Source organism: Xanthomonas cannabis (assembly GCF_040616535.1).
GTDB classification, from domain to species: domain Bacteria; phylum Pseudomonadota; class Gammaproteobacteria; order Xanthomonadales; family Xanthomonadaceae; genus Xanthomonas; species Xanthomonas cannabis.
Genome location: NZ_CP136580.1, coordinates 3,218,957 through 3,244,828, shown reverse-complemented (window position 1 = coordinate 3,244,828; position 25,872 = coordinate 3,218,957). Strand labels below are relative to the sequence as shown.

Annotated in this window: 20 protein-coding genes; 10 read left to right on the top strand and 10 right to left on the bottom strand. The window is 67.4% G+C overall.

What is annotated here, in order from left to right:
• The first annotated feature begins 73 nt into the window (after positions 1-73).
• Entirely contained in the window at positions 74-1,636 is a 1,563-nt protein-coding gene (locus tag RZV17_RS13805) for a phospholipase D family protein (RefSeq protein WP_355604250.1), read from the top strand.
• A 116-nt stretch (positions 1,637-1,752) separates the two neighbouring features.
• On the opposite strand, the gene RZV17_RS13800 is transcribed toward RZV17_RS13805, so the two are convergent.
• From RZV17_RS13800 to rlmJ, 10 genes are all read right to left on the bottom strand, one after another.
• Positions 1,753-2,880: a chemotaxis response regulator protein-glutamate methylesterase gene (locus RZV17_RS13800; RefSeq protein ID WP_166743043.1), complete on the bottom strand. Its 1,128-nt coding sequence runs from the start codon at positions 2,878-2,880 to the stop codon at positions 1,753-1,755.
• The gene (locus tag RZV17_RS13795; RefSeq protein WP_166751880.1) at positions 2,877-3,683 is read right to left on the bottom strand and encodes a protein-glutamate O-methyltransferase CheR; all 807 of its coding nucleotides are present in this window, start codon (positions 3,681-3,683) and stop codon (positions 2,877-2,879) included. Before RZV17_RS13795 ends, RZV17_RS13800 begins: the two co-directional genes overlap by 4 nt.
• Before the next feature lie 4 nt (positions 3,684-3,687).
• Positions 3,688-4,971, bottom strand: a complete 1,284-nt coding sequence (locus RZV17_RS13790) for an EAL domain-containing protein (RefSeq protein WP_047697459.1) — start codon at positions 4,969-4,971, stop codon at positions 3,688-3,690.
• Between the two features lie 25 nt (positions 4,972-4,996).
• Entirely contained in the window at positions 4,997-5,509 is a 513-nt protein-coding gene (locus RZV17_RS13785; protein ID WP_355604245.1) for a chemotaxis protein CheW, read from the bottom strand.
• Between the two features lie 10 nt (positions 5,510-5,519).
• Entirely contained in the window at positions 5,520-7,673 is a 2,154-nt protein-coding gene (locus RZV17_RS13780) for a methyl-accepting chemotaxis protein (protein ID WP_355604242.1), read from the bottom strand.
• Between the two features lie 64 nt (positions 7,674-7,737).
• Positions 7,738-9,747, bottom strand: a complete 2,010-nt coding sequence (locus tag RZV17_RS13775; protein WP_355604239.1) for a chemotaxis protein CheA — start codon at positions 9,745-9,747, stop codon at positions 7,738-7,740.
• Positions 9,748-9,763: 16 nt separating this feature from the next.
• Positions 9,764-10,093 (bottom strand): lipid asymmetry maintenance protein MlaB, encoded by a 330-nt coding sequence (locus RZV17_RS13770; RefSeq protein ID WP_039414978.1) that lies wholly within the window; start codon positions 10,091-10,093, stop codon positions 9,764-9,766.
• 490 nt (positions 10,094-10,583) lie between these two features.
• Positions 10,584-14,051, bottom strand: coding sequence for a transcription-repair coupling factor (gene mfd / locus RZV17_RS13765; protein WP_355604236.1), 3,468 nt, complete (start codon positions 14,049-14,051; stop codon positions 10,584-10,586).
• An 851-nt stretch (positions 14,052-14,902) separates the two neighbouring features.
• On the bottom strand, positions 14,903-15,445 hold the full coding sequence (locus RZV17_RS13760) for a GNAT family N-acetyltransferase (RefSeq protein ID WP_047697449.1): 543 nt from the start codon (positions 15,443-15,445) through the stop codon (positions 14,903-14,905).
• A 387-nt stretch (positions 15,446-15,832) separates the two neighbouring features.
• Positions 15,833-16,741: a 23S rRNA (adenine(2030)-N(6))-methyltransferase RlmJ gene (rlmJ, locus tag RZV17_RS13755; protein WP_179454246.1), complete on the bottom strand. Its 909-nt coding sequence runs from the start codon at positions 16,739-16,741 to the stop codon at positions 15,833-15,835.
• Positions 16,742-16,950: 209 nt separating this feature from the next.
• On the opposite strand from rlmJ, the gene creB reads away from it, so the two are divergent.
• The 9 genes from creB to RZV17_RS13710 all read left to right on the top strand — a co-directional run bounded on the left by creB (position 16,951) and on the right by RZV17_RS13710 (position 25,852).
• Positions 16,951-17,655, top strand: a complete 705-nt coding sequence (gene creB / locus RZV17_RS13750) for a two-component system response regulator CreB (RefSeq protein WP_184384983.1) — start codon at positions 16,951-16,953, stop codon at positions 17,653-17,655.
• Between the two features lie 47 nt (positions 17,656-17,702).
• Positions 17,703-19,151 carry a two-component system sensor histidine kinase CreC gene (gene creC / locus RZV17_RS13745; protein WP_355604232.1) on the top strand — a complete coding sequence of 483 codons (1,449 nt, stop codon included), beginning with the start codon at positions 17,703-17,705 and terminating at the stop codon, positions 19,149-19,151.
• 122 nt (positions 19,152-19,273) lie between these two features.
• Positions 19,274-20,593, top strand: a complete 1,320-nt coding sequence (gene creD / locus RZV17_RS13740) for a cell envelope integrity protein CreD (RefSeq protein WP_355581626.1) — start codon at positions 19,274-19,276, stop codon at positions 20,591-20,593.
• A gap of 7 nt (positions 20,594-20,600) precedes the next feature.
• Positions 20,601-21,014, top strand: coding sequence for a hypothetical protein (locus RZV17_RS13735; protein ID WP_355604229.1), 414 nt, complete (start codon positions 20,601-20,603; stop codon positions 21,012-21,014).
• A gap of 49 nt (positions 21,015-21,063) precedes the next feature.
• Positions 21,064-21,666: a GNAT family N-acetyltransferase gene (locus tag RZV17_RS13730; RefSeq protein WP_355604226.1), complete on the top strand. Its 603-nt coding sequence runs from the start codon at positions 21,064-21,066 to the stop codon at positions 21,664-21,666.
• Between the two features lie 66 nt (positions 21,667-21,732).
• Positions 21,733-22,629 (top strand): carbon-nitrogen hydrolase family protein, encoded by an 897-nt coding sequence (locus RZV17_RS13725; RefSeq protein WP_355604223.1) that lies wholly within the window; start codon positions 21,733-21,735, stop codon positions 22,627-22,629.
• Positions 22,630-22,767: 138 nt separating this feature from the next.
• On the top strand, positions 22,768-23,859 hold the full coding sequence (locus tag RZV17_RS13720; protein ID WP_355604220.1) for a DUF3616 domain-containing protein: 1,092 nt from the start codon (positions 22,768-22,770) through the stop codon (positions 23,857-23,859).
• A 69-nt stretch (positions 23,860-23,928) separates the two neighbouring features.
• The gene (gene gltX, locus RZV17_RS13715) at positions 23,929-25,332 is read left to right on the top strand and encodes a glutamate--tRNA ligase (RefSeq protein WP_184439009.1); all 1,404 of its coding nucleotides are present in this window, start codon (positions 23,929-23,931) and stop codon (positions 25,330-25,332) included.
• Positions 25,333-25,345: 13 nt separating this feature from the next.
• On the top strand, positions 25,346-25,852 hold the full coding sequence (locus RZV17_RS13710) for a transcriptional repressor (protein ID WP_039413527.1): 507 nt from the start codon (positions 25,346-25,348) through the stop codon (positions 25,850-25,852).
• Positions 25,853-25,872 lie beyond the last annotated feature (20 nt).

The window sequence follows — 25,872 nt, the reverse complement described above, 5'->3', positions numbered from 1 at the left end:
GCATAGCAGGCCCTGCACGCGCCGCTGCAGGGGCAGCATCTACACTGGCGCGTCGTGAATGTCAGGGCCGGCAGTGAGCAAGCGCAACGTCTTCAAGTGGATGGGCATCGGCATCGCCGTGTTCGTGCTGGGCAGCGCGCTGTCGTTGTACGGGTACGGCCGCTTCGCCGACCGCCAACGCGGCCCGGCAAGCCATGCCTTGCCGGCCACCGTCGTCAGCACGCCGATCGATCAGGTGGTGGCGCCCTTGCAGCGGGCGCATGCCGATCAGACCGGCATGGTGATCCTGTCCGACAATATCGATGCGTTTGCAGTGCGTGCGCTCACCGCGCGTGCGGCCGGGCGCAGCCTGGATCTGCAGTACTACATCTGGCATGCCGATTTCACCGGCAATCTGTTGCACAACGAGTTGCTGCGTGCCGCCGACCGCGGCGTGCGCGTGCGCCTGCTGCTGGACGACATGAACATCCATGGCAGCGATTCGGTACTGGCCGCGCTCGACAGCCATCCGATGATCGAGATCCGCCTGTTCAACCCCACCCGTGCGCGCGAAGGCACCCTGATGCGCGGCGTGGAGATGGTGCTGCGCATGTTCAGCATCAACCGGCGCATGCACAACAAGGCCTGGATTGCCGATGGCCGCATCGCGGTGGTGGGTGGGCGCAACGTGGGCGACGAATACTTCGATGCCGCGCGCGATACCAACTTCATGGACATGGATGCAGCGCTGATGGGCCCGACGGTGCAGCAGGCCGAAGGCAACTTCGATGCGTACTGGAACAGCCCCAATGCCTTGCCGCTGGCCGCCCTGGTGACGGCAAAGCCGCAGGCGCTGGAGGCGTTGCGTGGCAGCCTGGATGCCGGCATGGCCTCGGCGCGCGCGCACCCGTACGTGGAGCGGCTGCGCCGCTCGCCGAGCGTGCATGCGCTGATGCAGGGCGATCGTGCGGTGCATTGGCTGGACCATGCACGCATCGTCTCCGATCCGCCGGAGAAGGCCGAAGGCGCACCGCCGCAGGCCGACTGGATGACGCCGGTGTTGATCGGCGAGATGGCGCGCGCGCAGCGCGAATTGAAGGTGATCTCGCCCTACTTCGTGCCCGGCGACGAGGGCATGCGCTGGATCGGCGAGTTGCGTCGGCGCAATGTCCGGATCAATATCCTGACCAATTCGCTGGCGGCAAACGATGTGGTCGCCGTGCACAGTGGCTACGCCGACTATCGGGTGCCACTGCTGCAGCAGGGCGTGCGCCTGCACGAGCTCAAGCCGATGGGCAAACCCGATGGCAGCCTGTTCGGCTCCAGCGGTGCCAGCCTGCACACCAAGGCGTTTGTGGTGGACGACAGCAGCGGTTTCATCGGCTCGTTCAACCTGGACCCGCGCTCGATGAACCTCAATACCGAGATGGGGCTGCTGTTCGACGACCGGGTGGTCACTGCAGAGCTTGAGCGGCTGTACAACCATAAGGTCAGTGCGCCGGTGAGTTATCGCGTGACGCTGGACCACGGTGAGCTGCGCTGGCACGACGACGCCGCAACGCCGCCGGAAGTGTGGTCGCGCGAGCCGGCCGCGAGCGTGTGGCGGCGTGGCGCGGCAGCGGTGATGGGCTGGTTCCCGCTGGAGTCGCAGTTGTAGGTGGGTTGGTTAGCGGTTGCCCTCATCCGCCCTTCGGGCACCTTCTCCCGCGGGCGGGAGAAGGGAGTGTGGCGGCCTTGTTGGATCCGTTCGCGCGTGACGCGGACGTCCGTTGGTTATTGCAGCTGCGTCACGATCTCGCGTGCCATCGCGCCCAGCGGCAGGATGCGGTCCGCGCCGCCGCGCTTGATCGCTTCCTTGGGCATGCCGAACACGATGCTGGTGTGCTCGTCCTGCGCCACCGTGCGTGCGCCGGCCTGACGCATTTCCAGCAGTCCCGCGGCGCCGTCATCGCCCATGCCGGTCATGATGATGCCCAGCGCGTTGCTGCCGGCCGCACGTGCAGCGGAGCGGAACAGCACATCCACCGACGGGCGGTGCCGGTTCACTGGCGGGCCTTCCATCACTTCGACGAAATACTGTGCGCCGCTGCGCCGCAGCAGCAGGTGCTTGCCACCGGGCGCGATCAGGGCGCGGCCCGGCATCACGCGGTCGTTGTTGGCGGCCTCTTTCACGGCAATCTGGCACAGGCCGTTGAGGCGTGCGGCGAAGGCGGCGGTGAACTTCTCCGGCATGTGCTGCACGATCACGATGCCCGGGCACACGCGCGGCAACGCGGTCAGCACTTCTTCCAGCGCCTGGGTGCCGCCGGTGGAGGTGCCGATGGCGACGATGCGCTCGGTGGTCTGCGCCAGGGCGCGCCCGCTCTGCGCCGGCAGGATCACGTCGGCGGTGTGTTTGACTTCCGGCTCCAGCGGTGCGGCGGTGACGCGTGCGGCCAGCCGCTTGACGTTGGCGCGCGCGGCGCTACGCACGGTGGCCACCAGCTCGTCGGCCGAATCGGTGAGGAACTGCTTGAGCCCCAGTCGCGGCTTGGTCACTACCGCCACCGCGCCGGCGGCCAGCGCGTCCATGGTGACGCGCGCGCCCTTTTCGGTGAGCGTGGAGCAGATCACCACCGGGGTGGGGCGCTCGCTCATGATCTTGCGCAGGAAGGTGATGCCGTCCATGCGCGGCATTTCCACGTCCAGCACGATCACATCCGGCCATTGCTGGCGCATCTTGTCGATGGCCAGCAGCGGGTCGGCGGCCGTGGCGATCACCTCGATGCCCTGCGCGTCGTTGAGCACGCCCACCAGCACCTGGCGCACCACTGCCGAGTCGTCGACCACCATGGCCTTGATGGTGGCAGGATTGGCGGTGGGGCGGTTGAGCGCTGTCGACACGGTGAATCCTTGGGTCATGCCTTGCGGAAAATCGAGGGTGCCACCTGGACCAGATCGATGTCGAGTTCGCTCAGGCTTTCCGAGTGGCCGATGCAGAAATGCCCGCCCGGCTTGAGGGCCGCCAGCACGCGCAGGATCACCTCGCGCTTGGTCTGCCCGTTGAAATAGATCATGACATTGCGCAGGAAGATCGCATCGAAGCTGCCCAGCGGCGGCAACGCAGCGTTGAGGTTGGCGTGCACGAACTGCACGCGGTCGCGCAGTCGGCGCTCCACCAGCAAGGTGCCGGCGTACTCGCCCTGACCACGCAGGCAGTAGCGTTTGAGATACGGCTGCGGGATGCCGTCGATGCGTTGCAGCGCGTAATGCCCGGTGCGCGCCTTGGCCAGGACGCGCGTGCTGATGTCGGTGCCCACGACCTCGAACGGGCGCCCCTGCAGGGTGTCGTCCAGCACCATCGCCATGCTGTAGGCCTCCTCGCCGCTGGAGCTGGCCGCGCTCCAGCAGCGGAACGGCAGCCCGCCGCGATGCTCTGCGGCCAGCTTGCGCAGCAACTCGAAGTGCTTGGGCTCGCGGAAGAAATAGGTTTCGTTGGTGGTCAGCAGATCGATCGCGGTCTGGATCTCCGCACGGTCCTGGCGGCTTTCCAGCAGCTGCAGATACTGGGTGTAGCTGCTGAACTGGTGCTCGCGCAGGCGCTTGCCGAGGCGGCCGCACAGCATGGCTTTCTTGCCGGAGGAAATGCTGATGCCGGCCGCTTCGAAGATGAAACGCTGAAAGCGGCCGAACTCCTGTTCGGTGATGGCGGTTGCGGTGCTCATCGGCTCAGGCCACGTCCGCATCGCTGGGCACGCTGCTGTCGCTCAGGCGCGCAATGCGCACGGCGTGCTCGCGCCACCAGTCCGACAACATCGGGCCGGGCATCGGCGAGCCCATCAGATAGCCCTGCGCCAGATCGCACCCCAGCTCGCGCAGCAGCCGCCAGTCGTCCGGTGTTTCCACCCCTTCGGCCACGGCGGTCAGCTCCAGGCGATGCGCCAGCTCCAGGGTGGATTCGAGCACGGTGCGCTGGCTGCGGCTGCGATGCGCGGCCTGCACGAAGCTGCGGTCCAGCTTGAGTTCGGTGAACGGGATGCTGGCCAGACGCTGCAGCGAGGAGAACCCGGTGCCGTAGTCGTCGATCGACAGACCGAAGCCGTGCAGGCGCAACCGCGCCAGCATGCTCAGCGCATTGGCCGGCTCCACGATGGCGCTTTCGGTCAGTTCCAGCACCAGGTCGGCCGGGCTCAGGCCGTTGTCACTCAGCTTGCCGCACAGCTGTTCGAGAAAATCCTCTTCGCTCAGCAGGCGCGGCGACAGGTTCAAGGCCAGGCTCAGCTCGAAGCCTTCGGCACGCCAGTCCACCAGCTGCGCGATGGCCTTGTCGATGACCTGCTGGGTTAGCGCATGGATCAGCCCTTCGCGTTCGGCCAGCGGGATGAAGCGGTCCGGGCCGATCATGTCGCCCTGCGGCCGGCGCCAGCGTGCCAGCGCTTCCACACCGCGCAGGCGGCCATCCTTCAGGTCGAGCTTGGGTTGGTAGGCCACGCGGATTTCGCCGCGCCGCATCGCGCGGTCCAGCCGCGAGGCGGCCGCGCCGCCGCTGGACATCAACGGCGAGATCGCCGCCGCCGATGCGACGGGCGCCGTGGTACCGCTGCCCGGCTCGCAATCCAGCACGGTGGCCAGGTCCTGCAGGTTCATCGGTTTTTCGATCCCGCCCAGCACGCGCACGCCGGCACTGCGGCTGAGCTGCATCACCGCATCGATCAGCGCGCCGCCGCGTTGCGACACCACCACGACCGGCACGCCGTACTGGCCGCGGGCCAGCGCGTCGAGCAGTTGCACGCCGTCCATGCCGGGCATTTCCAGATCGATCAGCAGCAACGACGGCGCCGTGGCGTGGCTCAGCCAGTCCAGCGCCGCGTGACCGTCGCCGGCGCCATCGACCTGCGTGGCGCCAAGCTGGCGGCATAACGCCATGGCGTGTTCGCGCTGGACCACGCTGTCGTCGACCACCAGTACCGGGCCGGCAAGCGTGCAGTTGCAGGAGAGAAGGGCGGGGCGCATGGGAATCCTTGCGTGCATGCGAAAGTCAGGCCGCCAGCGCGGCGGCAGGAAGCTGGGCGAGCGCATCGTTGCCCAGCACGGCATCGGCATCGAGCAGGATCACGAAGCGCTCGCCGGTCTTGCCCATGGCCTGGATGAAGTCGCGCGCGATGCCGGCGCCGAAACTCGGTGTGTCGACGATATCGCCCGCGGCGATCTCCAGCACTTCGCTCACCGCATCCACCAGCAGCCCGAGCACCTGCTGCGTGTCGGCATGCGCGATCTCGACGATCACGATGCAACTGCGCTTGGTGATTGCGCTGGCGTTGCGTCCGAAGCGCTGCTGCAGGTCCACCACCGGCACCACCGCGCCGCGCAGATTGATCACGCCACGTAATGCCGGCGGCATCATCGGCACATCGGTGGGCGCGCGGTATTCGATGATCTCCTTGATGCCGAGAATCCCCAGGCCGAACATCTCTCCACCCAGCGTAAAGGTGAGGTATTGCTGCGGGGCCGTCGGCGACGGTGCGGTACTGTTGGCAGTGTGCGTGTGCATCGTCGACTCCTCAGAAGCTGGCGAACTGCGATTCGTCGATGGCATCGGCAGTGGCCGCCGCCATGCCGATCTGGCGTACGTTGGTGCGGCGTGCCGGTGCGCTGACCACCGGCGCGTGGCCAGGCTGCACTACGCGCCGCGGCCCGCTCTTGCTGGCCGGCACGGTGCCACGTCCGCCGTTGCCCAGCCGGAAGAAGCCCATCAGTTGCTGCAGCTGTTCGGCTTGCGCGCTCATTTCTTCGGACGTGGCGGCCAGTTCTTCGGCATTGGCGGCGGCCGATTGGGTGGTCTGGTTCAACTGGCCGACCGCGGTGTTGATCTGGCTGACGCCGGCGGTCTGCTCTTCGGAAGCGGCGGCGATTTCCTGTACGAGATCGGAGGTGCGGCGGATCGAAGGCACCATCTCGCCCAGCACGCGGCCGGCGCTTTCGGCCAGTTCCACGCTGGAGCCGGCCACTTCGCCGATTTCCTGCGCGGCGATCTGGCTACGCTCGGCCAGCTTGCGTACTTCGGCGGCCACCACGGCAAAGCCCTTGCCGTGTTCGCCGGCACGCGCCGCTTCGATGGCGGCGTTGAGCGCCAGCAGGTTGGTTTGGTACGCGATGTCGTCGATGATGCCGATCTTCCTGGCGATGTCCTTCATCGCCACCACGGTGGCGCGCACGGTGTCGCCACCGTCGGCCGCTTCGCTGGCGGCCTTGGCGGCCATGCTGTCGGTGACGCGGGCGTTTTCGGTGTTGTGCGCGATGGAGGCGGTCATCTGCTCCAGCGAGGCGCTGGTTTCTTCCACGCCGGCGGCCTGTTCGCTGGCGGCCTGCGCCAGTGCCTGCGCGGTGGCGCTGACTTCTTCCGACGCACTGGCCAGGTTCTCGGCGTTGCGATTGACCTCGTCGACGATCTCGGTGAGGCGGGTCATGGTGGTGTTGACGTAGCGCTGCATGTCGGCGAACGCGCCTTCGTAGCGGCCTTCCACGGTGTGGGTGAGGTCGCCTTCGGCCATCGCGCCCATCACCTGGATCACTTCGGAGATGCTGCGCAGGTTGCCGCGCGCACGCTCCACGGTGTCGTTGATGAAGGCCTTCTTGCCGGGCAGCTGCGCCAGCGGGGCATCGAAGTTGCCGCGGCCGAATTCGGCCACCACGCCCATCGCCAGCTTCTTCACCGCGATGTGCGCACCCACCATCTGGTTGATGCCCAGCGCCATGCTGCGGAAGTCGCCGTCGAAGCGTGCGCTGTCGATGACCACGTCGATATCGCCGGCCTCGTGTTCGGCCGACATGTGGTTGATCTCGGCGATCAGCCCGGTGAGGTTGCCGCGCACCTGTTCGATGGTGTCATTGATGAAGCGCTTCTTGCCCGGCAGCAGCGGCAGCTGCGCGGTGAAGTTGCCGCGACCGAACTCGCCGACGCAGGCGATGGCCTGTTTCTTGACCGCGATGTGGCCGGCGACCATGGCGTTGATGCCCTCGGCCATGCGGCGGAAATCGCCGGTGAAGCGCTGCGTGTCAATGACCACGTCGATGTCGCCGGCATCGTGCTCGGCGGACATGTGGTTGACCTCGGCGACCATGCCGATGAGGTTGCCGCGGATCTGGTCCACGACGTCGTTGATGAAGGCCTTCTGGCCCGGCAGGCGCTCCAGCTCGGAGGCGAAGTTGCCGCGGCCGAACTCCGCCACGCACGCCATGGCCTGCTTGTTCACGGCGATATGGCTGGCCACCATGCGGTTGATGCCATCGCCCAGGGTGCGGAAATCGCCGTCGAAGCGCGCCACGTCGATGCGCGCCTCGATCTGCCCGGCATCGTGTTCGCGCGAGACGCGGTTGATCTCTTCGTTGACGTGACGGATGCCGCTCTGCACCTTGCGCAGGCCGCGCAGCACGTCGCCGGCCTGCTCGTCGCGTGTCTGCGGCAGGGCGACATCGAAGTTGCCGCGCGAGAACGCGTCCAGCGTGGTGGTGGCCAGCTCCAGCGAGTCGCTGGCCAGGCGGATTGCCCACACCAGCAAGGCGCCGCTGATCAGTGCGGCCACGATGCTGGCGCCGAGCAGGGCCGCATGCGAGAGCGTCAGCGCGAAGCCGGCGACGATCACGAGGACGGGCAAGGCCACCGCAAGCGCGGCGGTGAACCAGAGTTGGGTGGCGATCGGAAGACGGTGTGACATGGCGAGTGTCCTGGGGTCAGGTAACGACGAACGATGCGGATGGTCGGAGCGGGACTGCGAACGCTCAGGCCGCCAACGCATCCTGGTTGGGGTGCAACTGCTGAAGCAGGCTGGGCACATCCAGGATCAGCGCGACATCGCCGCTGCCCAGGATGCTGGAACCACTGATGCCTTTGACCTGGGCGAAGACCTTGGACAGCGGCTTGATCACCGTCTGCCATTCGCCCAGCAAGGTGTCCACGACCAGGCCGAAGCGCTGTGCGCCCTGGCGGATCACCACGATGCTTTCGCGTGCGGGGGTCTTGCCGCCAAGCGCGAACAGTTCACGCAGGCGCACATACGGCAGCACGCTGCCGCGCAGGTCGATGTAGTCGCTGGCGTAGTCGGGCGTGAATTCCACGCATTCCTCCACCACATCCAGCGGCACCACGAACACGGATTTGCCCACGCCCACCTGGAAGCCGTTGATGATGGCCAGGGTCAGCGGCAGGCGCACCGAAATGGTGGTGCCCACGCCGGCCGCGCTGTCGATATCGACCGTGCCACGCAATGCGGTGATGTTGCGCTTGACCACGTCCATGCCGACACCGCGGCCGGACAGGTTGGTGACCTTTTCGGCAGTGGAAAAGCCCGGCTCGAAGATCATCGCGAATACCTCGCGGTCACTGAGCTGGCGGCCGGGTTCGACCAGCCCGCGTTCGAGCGCCTTGGCCAGGATGCGGTCGCGGTTCAAGCCGCCGCCGTCGTCGGTGATCTGGATGACGATGCTGCCGGAGTCGTGGTACGCATTGAGCCCGACGGTGCCGCGTGCGGGCTTGCCGCGCGCCACGCGCACGTCCGCCGGCTCGATGCCGTGGTCCATCGCGTTGCGCACCAGATGGGTGAGCGGGTCGCCGATCTTTTCCACCACCGACTTGTCCAGTTCGGTGTCTTCGCCGGCCACCACTAGCGCGATGTCCTTGCCCAGTTCGCGCGCCACGTCATGCACCACGCGCTGGAAGCGGCTGAAGGTGCCGCCAATCTTGACCATGCGCAGCTGCAGCGCGCTTTCGCGCACGTCTTCCACCAGGCCGGCCAGGATCGAGGCCGATTCCAGCAATTGCGCATCGCCGCTGCGTTGCGCATTGGCATTGGTGCTGGCCACGGCGATGATGAGTTCGCCCACCAGGTCGATCATGCGATCGAGCTTGTCGGCATCCACGCGGATGGAGCGTGCGTCGGCGTTGCGCGCACCGGCATCGGGCGCAGCCCGCGCAGGCGCTGCGGCAGCGGACGGCACGGCGGCCAGCGCGTTGCTCGGCGCGGCAACGGCCAGCGGCTCGGCCGCGAGCAGGGCTGCCGCATCGGCGGGCGCCGGCACTGCGACGATGTCCAGATCGCAATCGTCGCGAACGAATTCGAACACTTCTTCGATCGCGGCGCGGTCGACATCGCTGCGCAGCAGGATCTGGAAGCCCAGGTAGTTGGCCTCCGGATCGAGCTCTTCAAAGCTTGGCAGCTTGCTGTGATCGGTGCTGATCGCTTCCACCGAACCCAGGCTGCGCAGATTGCGGATCAGCTTGAGCGGCGAGTTGCCGAAGCGCAGCGCGTCGGCAAACAGGGTGAGCGTGATGCGCCAGTACCCGCTCTGCTTTTCCGGCGTGCTGTGCTGGATGGCAGCGGTGGTGACGCCACAGGCGCTGGCATGCAGATAGGTCTGCAATTGCGCCAGCAGGGGTTCGGCTTCGGCGGCGAGGGCGGCCGGATCGGCATGGCCGGGGTCGGCCGCGGTTTCCACCAGCGCGTGGATATGGTCACAGCACACCAGCAGCAGGCCGATCAGCTCCGAGCTCAAGGTCAGCGTCTCGTCGCGCACCAGGTCCAGCACGCTTTCCACCACATGGGTGAAGCCCACCAGCTGCGGCAGGTCGAACAGGCCGCCGGAACCCTTGATGGTGTGCGCGGCGCGGAAGATCGCATTGACCGCATCCGGCGACGATTCGCCACGCTCGGCTTCGAGCAGGTGGCGTTCCATGTCTTCGAGCAGGTCCCGGCTTTCGGCCAGGAAGGTCTGCATCAGCTGGTTCATGTCCATGTGCGTCACCAGTCCGTTAGTGAATGCGTTCGCCGAGGCCTGCAACCGCGTGCGGGTACAGCGCTTCGAGCAGGCCGAGCAGTTCGATCACATCCACCACCGCGCGGCTGGAATCGGTCAGCGAAAACGGCCGCCCGTCGGCCTGGATGGCCTGCTTGGTGGCCAGCAGCAGCTGCAGGCCGGTGGTGTCGATCTCGCTGACCGCGCCCAGGTCCAGATGCAATCCGCCCGGATGCGCCAGTGCCGGCTGCAGCAGCGGCTTGAGTTCGGCGGCGCGACGGATGGTCATCTCGCCTTCCAGGGCAAGCGTCAACGGCGCGGGGAGATCGGAAAGCGGGCTGTTCATGAGTGCCTCGGGCGATGCCGCACGGGGAGTGCGCTGACGCGGGATGGATCGCAATGGCATGGGGTGGCGTGGCGCTGTTCTGCACGCAGGGTCATGCCGGTCCATGCTGGTATCGGCGCCTGACAGGAATATTTAGGCCAAATTCAGCGCAATGACGGTTTTGGGAAATACGTCACTGCACGGGCATTAACAGCTCAGCTTCGTCGCAAGCAGGCTCAGGAAGGCACTGTCCCGGGCTGTCCTGGGACAGGCGAGACGCTGGATCAACTGCTGGCTGACGGTGCAGGTGTTGCCCTGCATGCGCGGGGCATGTGCGATGTGCTGTTCGGCGACGTTGGGCTGCAGCCGTGGCGCTGCCGACTCCGGCCGGATCGAACGGGTAGGGCGTGGCGTACAGACGCAACGAGCAGGTGATCGCTCACCTGCTCGCAGAGACTATCGCGGTGGCGGCCCTGTCCAGGGCCGCATGATCGCCAGGCTGTGCCGCGCTTCAGCCCGGTGCCAACGCCGCCAGCAGGCCGCGTGCCGCATTGAAGCGGTCGGCGCCCTCGGGCATCGGCAATTTGATGCGCAGCTTGTCCGGGCCGTCCATGGTGTAGATCTTGGGCTGCTTCTGGATCATCTGGATGATGGTCATCGGGTCGATCGACGGCTTGGCCTCAAACACCAGGCGTCCGCCGTTCTCGCCCAGATCCAGCTTGCGCACGCCCAAGGCATTGGCCTGCAGCTTGAGCTCGGCAATGGCGAACAGGTGCTTGACCGGGTCCGGCAACAGGCCGAAGCGGTCGATCATTTCCACCTGCAGCTCGCGCAGCGCGTCGGGATCGCGTGCACTGGAAATGCGCTTGTACAGGGTCAGCCGCGTGTGCACGTCCGGCAGATAATCCTCGGGAATCAACGCCGCCACATGCAGCTCGACCTCCGCGCCACGCACTTCCTCGCCGGCATCCAGATCGGGCAACTTGCCCTGGCGGATGCTGCGCACGGCGCGTTCCAGCAGCTCGGTGTACAGGCTGAAGCCGACCTCGGCCATCTGCCCGCTCTGGTCTTCGCCCAGCAACTCGCCGGCACCGCGGATTTCCAGATCGTGCGTGGCCAGGGTGAAGCCGGCGCCAAGCTCGTCCATGGATGCAATCGCCTCCAGGCGCTTTTCTGCATCGGAGGTCATCGAGCGCCGATCGGGCACCACCAGGTACGCATAGGCGCGGTGGTGCGAGCGGCCGACGCGGCCACGCAGCTGATGCAACTGGGCCAGGCCAAACCGATCGGCGCGGTTGATGATGATGGTATTGGCATTGGGGATGTCGATGCCCGACTCGATGATCGTGGTCGACAGCAGCACGTTGAAGCGTTGCTTCTGGAAATCCAGCATCACCCGTTCCAGCTCGCGCTCGGGCATCTGCCCGTGTGCGATGCCGATGCGCGCTTCGGGCACCAGTTCGGACAGGTCGCGCTGCATGCGCACGATGCTTTCCACATCGTTGTGCAGGAAGTACAGCTGCCCACCACGGCTGAGTTCGCGCTGAAAGGCTTCGCGCAGCAGCGCGTTGTCCCAGGCAGTGATGAAGGTCTGCACCGCCAGCCGGTTCGGCGGCGGGGTGGCGATGATGGACAGATCGCGCAGCCCGGCCATGGCCATGTTGAGCGTGCGGGGGATGGGTGTTGCGGTCAGCGTGAGCAGATGCACGTTGGCGCGCATCGCCTTGAGCGCTTCTTTTTGCCGCACGCCGAAGCGCTGTTCCTCGTCGACCACGACCAGGCCGAGATCCTTGAACTTCACGTCCGGCTGCAATAGCCGATGCGTGCCGATGATGACGTCGATCTCGCCGCTGGCCACATTCTCCAGTTCGGCCTTGATTTCCTTGGTGCTCTTGAAGCGCGAGAGCACTTCCACCTTCATCGGGTAATCGGCGAAACGGTCGCGGAAATTGCGGTAATGCTGTTCGGCCAGCAGCGTGGTGGGCACCAGCACGGCCACCTGTTTGCCTGCGCTGGCGGCCGCAAACGCGGCACGCACCGCGACCTCGGTCTTGCCGAAGCCGACATCGCCGCAGACCACGCGGTCCATCGGCTGGCTGCTGGCCAGGTCGCGTAGCGTGGCATCGATGGCGGCCAACTGGTCGCCGGTTTCCTCGAACGGAAAGCCGGCCGCGAACGGCTCGTACATCGCGCGGTCTACCTGCAAGGCCAGACCCGCACGCGCGCGGCGGCGCGCCTGGATTTCCAGCAATTCGGCGGCCACGTCGCGCACCTTCTCGGCCGCCTTGCGCTTGGCCTTGGTCCATTGCTCGCCACCCAGCGAATGCAGCGGCGCGGTCTCGGCCGAGGCGCCGGAATAGCGGCTGATCAGGTGCAGCTGCGCCACTGGCACATACAGCCGGTCGCCCTTGGCGTATTCGATTTCCAGGAACTCGCCGGGCATGCCGCCGGCATCGAGCACGATCAGGCCGCGGTAACGGCCCACGCCGTGATCCTCGTGCACGATCGGCGCGCCTTCGGACAGTTCGCCCAGGTCGCGGATGATCGCTTCCGGCTCGCGTCCCACCCGCCGCGAGCGACGCGGCTGGTTGGCCCGCTCGGGAAACAGCTGGCGCTCGGTGAGCACCGCAATCTGCGGGGCATCCAACGCAAATCCGTCGTCCAGTGCGGCCACGGTGATGCCGAAGCGCAGCGTGGTCGCAGCCAGGAATGCGGGCACATCGGCCACCACCTCGGGCTTCAACTGCGCGGCGGCCAGCACTTCCATCAAGGCTTCGCGGCGGCCGGCCGAGTCGGCGGCCACCAGCACCCGGCCGGGGTAATGACTCAGGAACGTCGCCAGCGCCTGGCCCGCGGGCGCGTCCTTCGCGGCCACCGGCAAGGGCGGCAGCGGCTGGTCGCCGAGCGCGGCGGCCTCATCGATGCGCGGGTGGTCGCTGGCCCACACTTCGATGCGCGCCAGCTTGTTGAGCCGCTCGCGCAGCGCATCCGGTGATTGGTACAACTCGTCCGGCGGCAGCAGCGGGCGTTCCACATCGTGGCGACGCTGTTCGTAGCGGCTTTGTGCCTGGGTCCAGAACGCATCGGCCGCATTGGAGACACCGCTGGCGATCAGCGGCAGGGCGCGCTTGTCCAGGTACTCGAACAAGGTGGCGGTCTTGGCGAAGAACATCGGCAGGTAGTACTCGATGCCCGAGGGCGCGATGCCGGACTTGAGGTCCTGGTACAACGCACTGCGCCGGGTATCCACATCGAAGCGTTCGCGCAGGCAGGCCAGCACGCGCTCGATGCTGGCATCATCCATCGGCACTTCGCGGCCGGGAAGCATCTTGACCGCGTCCACCTTGTCCAGCGAGCGCTGCGATTCCGGGTCGAAGGCGCGGATGGAATCGATATCCTCATCCAGCAATTCAACGCGCAACGGTGTGTCTGCGCCCATCGGGAACACGTCGAGCAAACCGCCGCGCACCGCAAAATCGCCCGGGTCCATCACCTGCGGCACGTTGCGGTAGCCGGCGCTTTCCAGGCGGCGTTTTTCCGCATCCAGGTCCAGGCGCTGGCCCACGGTGAGGTCGAAGCTGCCGCCAACGATGTAGCTCAGCGGCGCCAGCTGCTGCATCAGGGTCTGCACCGGGACGATCACCGCGCCCTTGGTCAGGCCGGGCAGGCGATGCAAGGCTGCCAGGCGCTGGCTGATGATTTCCGGGTGCGGGCTGAACTGGTCGTACGGCAGGGTTTCCCAATCGGGAAAAGGCACCACCGGCAGCGCGGAGTCTTCGCCCAGCAGGGCGAGCAGATCGGCTTCGATCTGGTGCGCGCTCTGGTTGTCGCGGGCGATCACCAGCAACGGGCCGGCATGTGCTTCGGCGGCACGCGCGATCGACCAGGCCAGCGCCGTCGCAGACGAGGGTGCGCGCCAGTAGGCGCGGAGCTGGCCGGACTTGGGCAGCGGCGGAGAGGGGAAGGTAGGCGACGGCATCAGCCCACAATTTTATCAGAGCCCCCGCCACGGCCGGTCCATCTGGCGTGAAAGGGGGGGGGCGGTGTGTGCAGCAAGGCCCCGCAGCGTCGAGGGCGCGGTGCCCTCACCGCTCGCGGGACACGCCGTAAACCCGTCCATGGGGGCTCGGTGGCGGCATCCATGCCGCCAACGGTCCCGCAATCGGCGAGGGCACCGCACCAGACAGTTGGCTGGGTGGTTTGTTGAAGCACGAAAACGCCGTGCGCCGCCGTTGTTTTTTTGAAGAACGTAGGTACCGCATAGCCAGTTTGCCGGCCGCGCTATCGAAAGTTATGCGCGCCGATCATCTCGACTGGTCCTTGCCCGCCCACCGTCGCGGGACCTTGAGCGGCATGGATGCCGCGCCAGAGCCTCCATGGACGGATTCACGGCGTGTCCCGCGATGGTGGGCGGGCAAGGGCCCTGCAGCAAACGCGCAGCCTCGGTCTAGTGCGCGGTGCCCTCACCGCTCGCGGGACACGCCGTTAACCCGTCCATGGGGGCTCGGTGGCGGCATCCATGCCGCCAATGGTCCCGCAATCGGCAAGGGCACCGCACCAGGCAGTTGGCTGGCGGCTTTATTGAAGAACGAGAACACCGCGTAACGCGGTTTGCTGGCCGCTTGTTGAAAACGTTACGCGCCGACTATCTCGACTGGTCCTTGCCCGCTCACCGTCGCGGGACCTTGCGCGGCATGGATGCCGCGGCAGAGCCTTCAGGGACGGATTCACGGCGTGTCCTGCGATGGTGGGCGGGCAAGGGCCCTGCAGCAAACCAACAGCCGAGCCGCTTCGACGAATCCCAAATCCCGAATCCCGAATCTCAGCCCCTCAGGCATCCAGCTCCAGCACCATCCGCACCAGCTCCGGCGAATCGGGGTGCGCCTGCGGCTTGAAGCCCAGCGATTCGGCCAGCTGCAGCATCGGCACGTTGCTTTGCAGCACATCGCCGAACAGGCAATCCAGGTACTTGCGGCGCGCCCACTTCACCAGCTTGCGCATCAATTGCCGGCCCAGGCCCTGGCCGGCGACGAAGCTGCTGACCAGGATGGTGTATTCGGCCTGGCGGGTGCCCGGCACCAACGCGGCGCGGGCGACCGCACCCACCAGCGCCTCGCCGGGCGGCAGCTGTTCGGCGGCGACCAGCACGATCTCGCTTTTGGGGTTGGGATGGGTCAGGCGTTGCACCATCTCCGGGGTGATTTCGGCGGAGGAGCGCACGAAACGCGCGCGGATTTCCTCCGGGCCCAACAGGCTGAAAGCCCCTTGCAGCGGCGGACCGTCCTCGGGACGGATCGGGCGGAGCAGAAGGGTGCGGCCATTGGGCAGGCTGAAGTTTTCATGCCAGGGAGGCATGCGATTGCGAATGGCCATGACCGGTGTTCCTTGAAGATCGGAAGATTCTGGCACCAGCCCGGCGCGCTACCGTGAATGAATCCGGTGCGTCGTCGGGGGCCAACAGAGGGGTGGCAGTGCTTCCCACAGCACTGTAACGAGCCGAGCCGTGAGCCGGTCGTGAGCTTGGCGTCCGGCTGCGGCTGCTGCCGGATGTGCCGAGCCAGTGCGTGCGCAGGCGATTGCGCTTGTGACGCCACACGCGCAATCGCCTGCGCGGCGCCGAGGGCGCGGCTGGCCCTGCCAGTGGCGCGCATCTGCAGCGCCCAGGAGCGCGCGCCGATGCGCCACCGCGGTGCGACCGTCGCGCTGCAGCGCCTTATCTGGCTGCAGTTCCCGACAGCGCGGCAGGTGGAGCGCACCGCATCACGCGTCCTGGCGCAGCCATTCCAGCCGGGTGGAGGCACCCAGCTCGCCCAGGTGCTTCTTCAGCACCGGCAGCGCCGGCGCCAGCACCTTGTCGAATTGCCAGGGGGCGTTGACGATCAACAGCCCGCTGCCGGTCAGGCGCAGCGGCGAGTCGTCCGGGCGCACCTGCAGCTCGGCCACCAGCACCGACTTGGCCGGCAGCGTGGCGGCCTTGCGCATGAACGGCTGCAGGCTGCGGCGCAGCTTGATCGGGTACCACACCATGCAGATCGCCTGCGGCCAGCGTGCCAGCGCCTCGCGCACGCTGTGGATGATCTGCTGGTATTCGGCATCCTGCGATTCGTACGGCGGGTCGATCAGCACCAGCCCGCGGCCGATCTTGGTCTCGCCCGCGCGTGGCGGCAGAAATGCACGGATGGCTGCATAGCCGTCGCCACCATGCACGCGCACGCGGTTGTCCTTGGCGAACAGGCCCTTGAGCGCCTCGGCTTCGTCCGGTTGCAGTTCGCAGAAGGCCATGCGGTCCTGCGCGCGCAGCGCCTGCGCGGCCAGCAGCGGCGAGCCGGGGTAGTAATTGAGCTGGATGCCTGCGGTGGGGCGGGTGGGCTTCTGGCCGGGCGTGGCCGGGCGGGCCACGGCCTGGTTGTCGGCCTGCACCGCGCGCAGGTAGCGTTCGACCACCTCGGGCAAGGTGGCCTCGGCCATCAGCCGCATCACCCCGGCGTCGGCTTCGTTGGTCTTGCGGCTTTCTTCGCCACCGAGTTGATAGCGCCCGCGCCCGGCGTGGGTGTCGAGCACGAAGAATGGGGTGTCCTTGCGCTTGAGGGTGTCGATCAGGGCAAGCAGGGCGATGTGCTTGAGCACGTCGGCATGGTTGCCGGCATGGAAGGCGTGGCGATAGTTCATCGCGGCAGTGTAAGCGGGCGCGCTGGTTTGCGCTGGCCTGCGGGTCTGGATGCTGCGCATGGGCGCCCTGTGCGCCGGGTGCATACCCGCCGCGTCGGCGCTCGGTGTTGTCGAGGGGCGCCGCATTGCGCGCCGTGCCTGCAACCATCGCCCTGTGCGGAGCGCCTGCTGTGCCGCGATGGCGCTACAGGCCGCGCCAGCATGCAGCTATGCTGCGCGGCATGTCCGAATCTCCCGCCCGCGTGCTCGTCGTCGAAGACGAGGCCGCCATTGCCGACACCGTGCTGTACGCGCTGCGCAGCGAAGGCTATGCGCCCGAGCATTGCCTGCTGGGCCGCGAGGCGCTGGCGCGGCTGCGCGCCGAGCCGGCCGATGTGGTGGTGCTGGACGTGGGGCTGCCGGACATCAACGGCTTCGAGGTGTGCCGCAGCCTACGCAGCTTCAGCGAGGTGCCGGTGATCTTCCTGACCGCGCGCAACGACGAGATCGACCGCGTGCTCGGCCTGGAGCTGGGTGCCGACGACTACATGGCCAAGCCGTTCTCCCCGCGCGAGCTGGTGGCGCGCGTGCGGGCGCGCCTGCGTCGCCGCACGGTGGCAGCAGTGGCAGAGCCGGGCTGGCAGCCGCATGGCGCGTTTGCGATCGACCGCGAGGGTAGCCGCATCCGGTATGGCGATGCCTTGCTGCCGCTGACCCGTTACGAATACGCCGTGCTGGCGGCGTTGCTGCAGCGCCCCGGTGCGATCCTGAGCCGTGCGCAGTTGATGGACCGTGGCTGGGACGCCAGCGCCGACAGCGCCGACCGCACCGTCGACACCCACATCAAGACCTTGCGCGGCAAGCTGCGCCTGGCCGGCGTGCCGGCCGACCCGATCCGCACGCACCGTGGTCTGGGCTATGCGCTGGAGCTGTGAGGCGAAGGGCCTGCAGGTGCAGGCGTTGACCGGTGTGGCGCACTGAGATGCGGCTCGGCCTCAAGCTGTTTCTGGGCTTCTTTCTGATCGTCGGGCTGGCCGCGTTCTTCGTGATGCGGGTCTTCGTCAACGAGGTCAAGCCAGGCGTGCGCCAGGCGATGGAAGCGACCCTGGTGGATGCGGCCAATGTGCTGGCGGAGATGGCCAGCGGCGACCTGGCGACCGGCCAGATCGCCGACGGCCGCTTTGCGCGCAACCTGGCGCAGGCGCAGCGGCGTGACCCGAAGGCCTGGGTATGGCGCTTCCGCAAGAACAACGTGGATTACCGCGTCACCGTGACCGACGCGCGCGGGGTGGTGGTGTTCGATTCGCAAGGCCGCGACGTAGGCCGCGACAATTCGCGCTGGAACGATGTCTACCGCACCTTGCGCGGCGAATACGGCGCGCGTTCCAGTCCGGAAAGCGACGGCGACCCCGGCGCGACGGTCATGCATGTGGCCGCGCCGATTTACGCGCCCGGCCAGCCGGGCACGTTGATCGGCGTACTCACCCTGGCCCAGCCCAATCGCAGCATCGACCCGTTCATCGAAGCCAGCCAGCGCAACATCCTGCAGCGGGGTGCCTGGTTGATCGGCATTTCTGCGTTGATCGGCATCGCGATGACCTGGTGGCTGATGCGCGGCATCGGCCGGCTCAACCGCTATGCGCAGGCGGTGAGCGCCGGCATCCCGGTGCCGCCGCCCAGGCCGCGCGGCGATGAGATCGGCGACCTGGGCCAGGCGCTGGAAACCATGCGCCGCAAGCTGGAGGGCAAGGCCTACGTCGAGCAATACGTGCAGTCGCTGACGCATGAGATGAAGAGCCCGCTGGCGGCGATCCGCGGGGCATCGGAGTTGTTGACCGAGCCGTTGCCCGAGCCCGATCGCCAGCACTTCGTGGCCAGCATCCGCGCGCAGGAGCAGCGGCTGACCGAAACCATCGACAAGCTGCTGGCGTTGGCCGAAGTGGAGCAGCACGGCTGGCTGCAGACGCGCGAGCGAATTGCCGTGCCAACCCTGCTGCAGGCGGCGGTGGACGCCGTGCGGCAGCGTGCCGCCAGCGCCGGTGTGCGGGTGGAGTGCGATGCGGCGTGCGTGGCGGCCAGTACGCAGGCCGTGCAGGGCGACGCCTATCTGTTGCGTCAGGCGTTGGTCAATCTGCTGGAAAACGCCATCGCCTTCTCGCCGCAGGGCGGCACCGTGCGGCTGCATACGCAGGGGCAGGACGGCCAGTTGCACCTGCTGGTCGAAGACCGCGGCAGTGGCGTGCCGGACTACGCGATCGACCGCGTCTTCGAGCGGTTCTATTCGCTGGCGCGCCCGCAGACCGGACAACGCAGCTCCGGGCTGGGCCTGCCGTTCGTGCGCGAGGTGGCCCGCCTGCACGGCGGCGAGGTGAGCTTGCGCAATCGCGACGGTGGTGGTGCGGTGGCAATCCTGCGTCTGCCAATCTCCTGAGCCATTGCGGCAGGAGGACCTGTTGCCGGTCGACCACCCACTTCACATTCGCTTCAACTTCGCCTCAAACCCCCACCATCGACGCGGCGCAGCCTGACCACCTCCCAGACTGAGGACGGTCGATGAAATCCCTGAAACTGTTGTTGCGGTTCGCCACCATCGGCGGACTGATCCTGCTGCTGTTGATTCCGTTGTTGCTGATCCGTGGCGCGGTGCAGGACCGCGCGCGCTACCGCGACCAGGCGGTGGAGCGGGTGGCGCAGAGCAAGGCGGGCGAGCAGCAATTCATTGCGCCGGTACGCGTGCTGCCCTACACCGAAGACGTGCAGGTGACCGAGCCGGACGAGCAGGGCAACCAGCGCAAGGTGTGGCGCAAGCGCGAGGGCGCGCTGTTGCAGACGCCGCGCAGCCTGAAGCTCAGCGGCGAGATGGTGCCCTCGGTGCGCGAGGTGGGCCTGTATCGCGTGCAGGTGTATTCGTGGAAGGCGACCCTGCACGCGGAATACGCCCCCTTCGACTATGCCGCCGCACCGACCCGCGTGTATGGCCAGCCGCATCTGGCGGTGGGCATTTCCGATGTGCGCGGGCTGGTGGGCACGCCGCGTCTGCAGGTGGACGGCCGTGCGGCGACGCTGGAAAGCGGTGCCGGCGCGCTGGCGGATCGATCGACCGGTGTGCATGCCGAGCTGAGCCCGCTGGCCGACCCGCTCGCCGGGCGGCTGCAGGAAGGCAATGTGGTGGACATGCAGTTCGTGCTGGACGGCACCCGTCGGCTGGCCATCGCACCGATCGCCGACAACAACGAGATTGCGTTGCGCTCCAGCTGGCAGCACCCGTCCTTCGGCGGGCGCTTCCTGCCGAATGCGCCCACCATCAGCGATCGCGGCTTCGATGCCAGCTGGTCGTTGTCGTCCCTGGCCACCGGCGCGCAGACGCAGCTGCAATCCAGCCAGTCGTCGCTGGATACGCTGGAAGTGCGCCTGGTCGACCCGGTGGACGTGTATACCCAGGCCGATCGTGCCAGCAAGTACGGCATCCTGTTCGTGGTGCTGACCTTCGTGGCGTTCGTGCTGTTCGAGCTGATCAAGCGCTTGCCGATCCACCCGCTGCAATACCTGCTGGTCGGCCTGGCGCTGGCGATCTTCTTCCTGCTGTTGCTGAGCCTTTCCGAGCACATCGCATTTTGGCAGGCGTATCTGGTGTCGGCGGCGGCGTGCATCGGGCTGCAGTGTTTCTATCTGTCCGGCGTCCTGCGCAGTTGGGCGCGCGCGGCGGGATTTTCGCTGATGCTCACTGCCTTGTATGGCGTGCTGTACAGCCTGTTGATCTCCGAAGACAACGCGTTGCTGATGGGCTCGTTGCTGCTGTTCGGCATCCTGGCCAGCATCATGTGGGTGACCCGCAAGCTCGATTGGTACGAGCTCGGCAACAGCCTGCGCTGAGGTCGGCATGCGCGCACATGCTCAGGTGATGCGGCGGGCGCAGCGTCTGCTGCCCGCCGGGATCGACACGGTGGCGCTGCTTCCCGCAGCGCCACCGCAGTGGGACTGTTCGCCGCTGTCGGCGCTGCCGCTGGCGTGCGAGGGCCGCCGTGGGGTGATCGGGTTGCGCCTGCATGCGCGTACCGTGCAGGCGTTGCGCGCGCACGGATCTGCGTTCCTGCAGCGGCAGCGGCAGGCGCAGCCGACCGGCACGCCGGTTCGTGGCTATGGACCCTGGCAACGCCTGAGCAACGGCAGTTACTGGGCGCGCAGCAGCGACGCCTTGCTCGGCGTGCTGGTGGCCCAGGACGAAGCGGCGGTGTGGTTGCTGTGGGAGCAGCCGGCCAGCACGGCTCGCGCTCATGGCGGCTGGTTGCGTTGAGGCGCGGCGGCACGGCATCGCCCCGGCCAGGCTCGCTTACCATGGCGCCATGACCAGGACCTTCCTCACCGTTGAAACCGTGCGCGGCGCTGCGGTGTTGCCGTATCTGGACGCGCTGGCGCAGTTGCGTCTCGCAGTGTTCGCCGCATGGCCGTACCTGTACGAGGGCGACGCCGGCTACGAACGCGAGTACCTGGCGGCCTATGCCGCCTCGCCGCAGAGCGTGTTCGTGCTGGCGCGCGATGGCGATGCGGTGGTCGGTGCATCCACCGGCCTGCCGCTGCTGGACGACAGCGATGCGTTCCATGCGCCGTTCCGCACCGCCGGCATCGAGCCGGCCGGTGTGTTCTATTTCGGCGAATCGGTGCTGCTGCCGGCGTATCGCGGGCAGGGGATCGGCCACGCCTTCTTCGACCAGCGCGAGGCACATGCCCGCGCGCTGGGCCGGTTTGCGCTCACGGCCTTCTGCTCGGTGGAGCGGGCATCGGACGATCCGCGCAAACCTGCGGACTATCGCCCCAACGATGTGTTCTGGCGCAAGCGCGGTTACGCACCGCGGCCGGGGATGCAGGTGCGGCTGGAATGGGCGGAGTTGCAACGCGGCCCGGTCGACCACAGCTTGCGTGTCTGGACGCGCGCGCTGGACCCTTGAGCGCGCGCACGCGATCGCGCCGTTGCGTGGTCGTTGCTTTCCACTGTCGTGACAGGACTCTTGCCCATGAATGCGCCACTCACCATTGCCGTTGCCAAGTATCAGATCGGCCGGCCGAAGGACTTCGACGCCTTCGCTGCGCGCATGGCGGCGCTGGTCGGCGAGGCCGCCGCGGCCGGTGCACGCGTGGCCGTGCTGCCGGAATATCTGTCGCTGGAGCTGGCCGCCACGTTCGGGACGCAGGTGTCCGCCGGCCTGCCCGAATCGCTGGCCGCGATCCAGGCACTGCGGGGGCGCTGGCTGGAGCTGTTTGCCGGCCTGGCGCGGCAACATCGGCTGCACCTGATCGCGGGAAGTTTTCTGCTGGATCTGGGCCAGGGCCGTTACCGCAACCGCAGCGACTGGTTCACGCCCGCCGGTGCTCACGGTTGGCAGGACAAGCTGCAGCTCACCGGGTTCGAAAAGGCCACCGGGCTGATCGAGCCGGGCGATGCGCTCAAGGTGTTCGACCTGGACGGCGTGCGCGCGGCGATTGCGATCTGCTACGACAGCGAATTCCCGTTGCCGGTGCGGGCCCAGTACGAGGCCGGCGCACGCCTGCTGGTCGTGCCCAGTTGCACCGACACCGCCGCCGGCGCCACCCGGGTGCGGGTCGGCTGCCTGGCACGCGCACTGGAAAACCGCATGTTCGTTGCGCAATCGGTGACCGCGGGCGAGGCGCCGTGGAGCCCGGCGCTGGACGTCAACACCGGCGAAGCGGCAGTGTTTGCGCCGATGGATGTGGGCTTTCCGGAAGACGGCGTATTGGCGCAGACCCGGGGCGAGGCGGTCTGGGCGTACGCGGCGCTGGATGTCGCTGCCTTGGAGGCCAGCCGCACGCAGGCGCAGGTGGCCAACGACCGCGATTGGCCCGGCCAGTGGGCGGCCGGCCTGGCGCGTGCCCGGCTGGCGCCGTGGGAGTGAGCGTGCGGTGATCGCGGCTTGGGCGCGCGGCCGCGTTGGCACCGCCTCGCCACGGTCCGTTCTGTCACCACGGCACCCACCGGTGCGGCGGCCGTGGTGTACTGGCGGTCTTCTTCCGCACCGTCGCCCACCTGCTCAATGGCCAAGAAAACCCTGATTCCGCACAGCGTCCGGCTGGAGTTCACACCTGGCGCACTGGTGCACAGCAATCTTTCCGGCGCGGCGTTCACCGACGACTGGCTGTGGGTCGCCGGCGACGAAGCCTGTGCAGTGGACCGGTTGCGCAAGCTGCCGCCCGGCCAGCGTGAGACCTTGCGCTTCGGCGATGGGCAGAGTTTTCCGCTGGCCGAGCTGCTGGACCTGCCCGGCGACGATGCCGAGGAAGCCGACCTGGAAGGCATGGGCCTGTCGGACGGGTATCTGTGGGTGGTGGGCTCGCACGGGTTGAAGCGCAAGAACGCCAAGCCCGGTCGCGACGATGCCGACAACGCCAAGCGCCTGAGCAAACTCAAACTCGATGCCAATCGCCGCCTGCTGGCCTGCCTGCCGATCGAGCGCGATGCCGACGGCACCCCGCAGCTGGTGCGCGAAGCCGCCGACGGTCGCCGCGCGTTGCGGCTCAAGGGCGACGCCAGGCACAACCAGCTCACCGAGCTGCTGGCCGACGACCCGCATTTCGGCCCGTTTTTGAAGATCCCGGGCAAGGACAACGGTTTCGATATCGAAGGCATCGTGGTGGATGGCCAGCGCCTGCTGCTGGGCCTGCGCGGGCCGGTGCTGCGCGGCTGGTCGGCGCTGCTGGAGATTGCGGTGGAGGCGCATGGCGACCACCTGCGCCTGGTACCGCTGGACGAGGACGGCACGCTGCTGCGCAAGCACTTCCTGCAGTTGGGTGGGCTGGGCATCCGCGACCTGCATTACTCCGGCGACGATCTGTACCTGCTGGCCGGGCCGACGATGGTGTTGAACGGCGAAATCCGCCTGTTCAAGTGGCCGGATGCGCGCAGCGCGCTGGCCGCCAATCGCGCGCCGGTGCGCTTTCAGCACGCGCTGCTGGAATCGGCGGTGCTGCCGCACGGCACCGACAGCGACCGCGCCGAGGCCATCTGCAACCTGCCGCCGCAACTGGCCGGCGCCACGCCCAGCTGGCTGGTGCTGTACGACGCGCCCGGCCCGGCGCGCAGCGGCGGCGAATGCGTGGTGTACGGCGACCTGCTGCGCAACCGCTGAACCGGCGGGCCGGGCAGGGGCCCGCTGCGCAAGGTAAAATCGGCGCACTCCCGTTTCGCCGAGCGCTCCATGACCTGCCGCACCCGCTTCGCTCCCAGCCCCACCGGTTACCTGCACATCGGCGGCGCCCGCACCGCCCTGTATTGCTGGCTGGAGGCACGCCACCGTGGCGGGCAATTCGTGCTGCGCATCGAGGACACCGACCGCGAACGCAGCACCCAGGAAGCCATCGACGCCATCCTGGAAGCGATGGACTGGCTGGGCCTGCACTACGACGAAGGCCCGATCTACCAGACCCAGCGCGTGGCCCGCTATCAGGAGGTCGCCGAGCAGCTGCTCGCGCAGGGCAAGGCGTATTACGCCTATGAAACCCGCGAAGAGCTCGACGCCATGCGCGAAGCGGCGATGGCCCGGCAGGAAAAGCCACGTTACAACGGCGCCGCGCGCGAGCAGAACCTGCCGTACCGCGACGACCCCAATCGGGTCATCCGCTTCAAGAATCCCATCGGCGGCACGGTGGTGTTCGAGGACCTGATCAAGGGCCGCATCGAGATCGCCAACAGCGAGCTCGACGACATGGTGATCTTCCGCCCGGACGGCTTCCCCACCTACAACTTCGCGGTGGTGGTGGACGACTGGGACATGGGCATCACCGAGGTGATCCGCGGCGACGACCACATCAACAACACCCCGCGCCAGATCAACATCTATGAAGCGCTGGGCGCGCCGGTGCCCAGGTTCGCGCACATGCCGATGATCCTGGACGAACAGGGCGCCAAGCTGTCCAAGCGCACCGGCGCGGCCGATGTCATGCAGTACAAGGACGCCGGCTATCTGCCGCATGCGTTGATCAATTACCTGGCGCGCCTGGGCTGGTCGCATGGCGACCAGGAGCTGTTCACGCCGCAGGAATTGCTGGACCTGTTCGACGTCAAGGACGTCAATTCCAAGGCCGCGCGCCTGGACATGGCCAAGCTGGGCTGGGTCAACCAGCACTATCTGAAGACCGACGACCCGGCCAGCATCGCCCCGCAGCTGGAATACCAGCTTGCCAAGCTGGGGGTGGACATCGCCGCCGGCCCGGCCGCTGCGGATGTGGTGGTGGCGTTGCGCGAGCGCGTGCAGACCCTGAAGGAAATGGCCGAAAAAGCCGTGGTCTGGTACCAGCCGCTGGAGGTCTACGACGAAGCGGCGGTGATGAAGCACCTGAAGCTGGGTGCCGAGGTGCCGCTGGGCAAGGCGCGCGAACTGCTGGCTGCGCTCAGCGAATGGAGCGTGGAGGGCGTATCGGCGGCGTTGCACGATGCGGCCGCGGCGCTGGAACTGGGCATGGGCAAGGTCGCCCAGCCGCTGCGTGTGGCCATCACCGGCACCCAGGTCAGCCCGGATATTTCGCAGACGGTGTACCTGGCCGGACGCGAGGGCGCCTTGAAACGCATCGATGCGGCACTCATCAAGATTGGAGCGGCCTGACGCCGGAGCCTGTATGACCAAGCACACCCACGCCCAAGACCACGCCTGTACCGAGCCGCATCACCACGTCGACGACGCCAACGGCTTCGTGCGCGCGGTGGAGCGCGCCTGCAGCGAACGCGGCCTGCGGCTGACCCCCATCCGCGCCAATGTGCTGCGGCTGATTGCCGACGCCGGCAAGCCGGTCAAGGCCTACGAACTGCTGGACTGGGTGCGCGAAGGCAAGGGCGTGGGCGCCGATGCACCGCCCACGGTGTACCGCGCGCTGGATTTTCTGATGGCCAATGGCTTTGTGCACAAGCTCGAATCGGTCAACGCCTTCGTCGCCTGCCATCATCCCAACAGCGCCCAGCACTCGGTGCCGTTCCTGATCTGCGACCGCTGCCACAGCGCAGTGGAACTGGAAGACCGCGAGGTGGTCTCGCAACTGGAAGCCCGCGCCAAGGCGCTCGGGTTCCAGCCGCAGGCGCAGACGCTGGAAGTGCATGGCCTGTGCGCCAAGTGCGCGGTGGCGGAGTGACGATCGCCTGGGAAACAGGC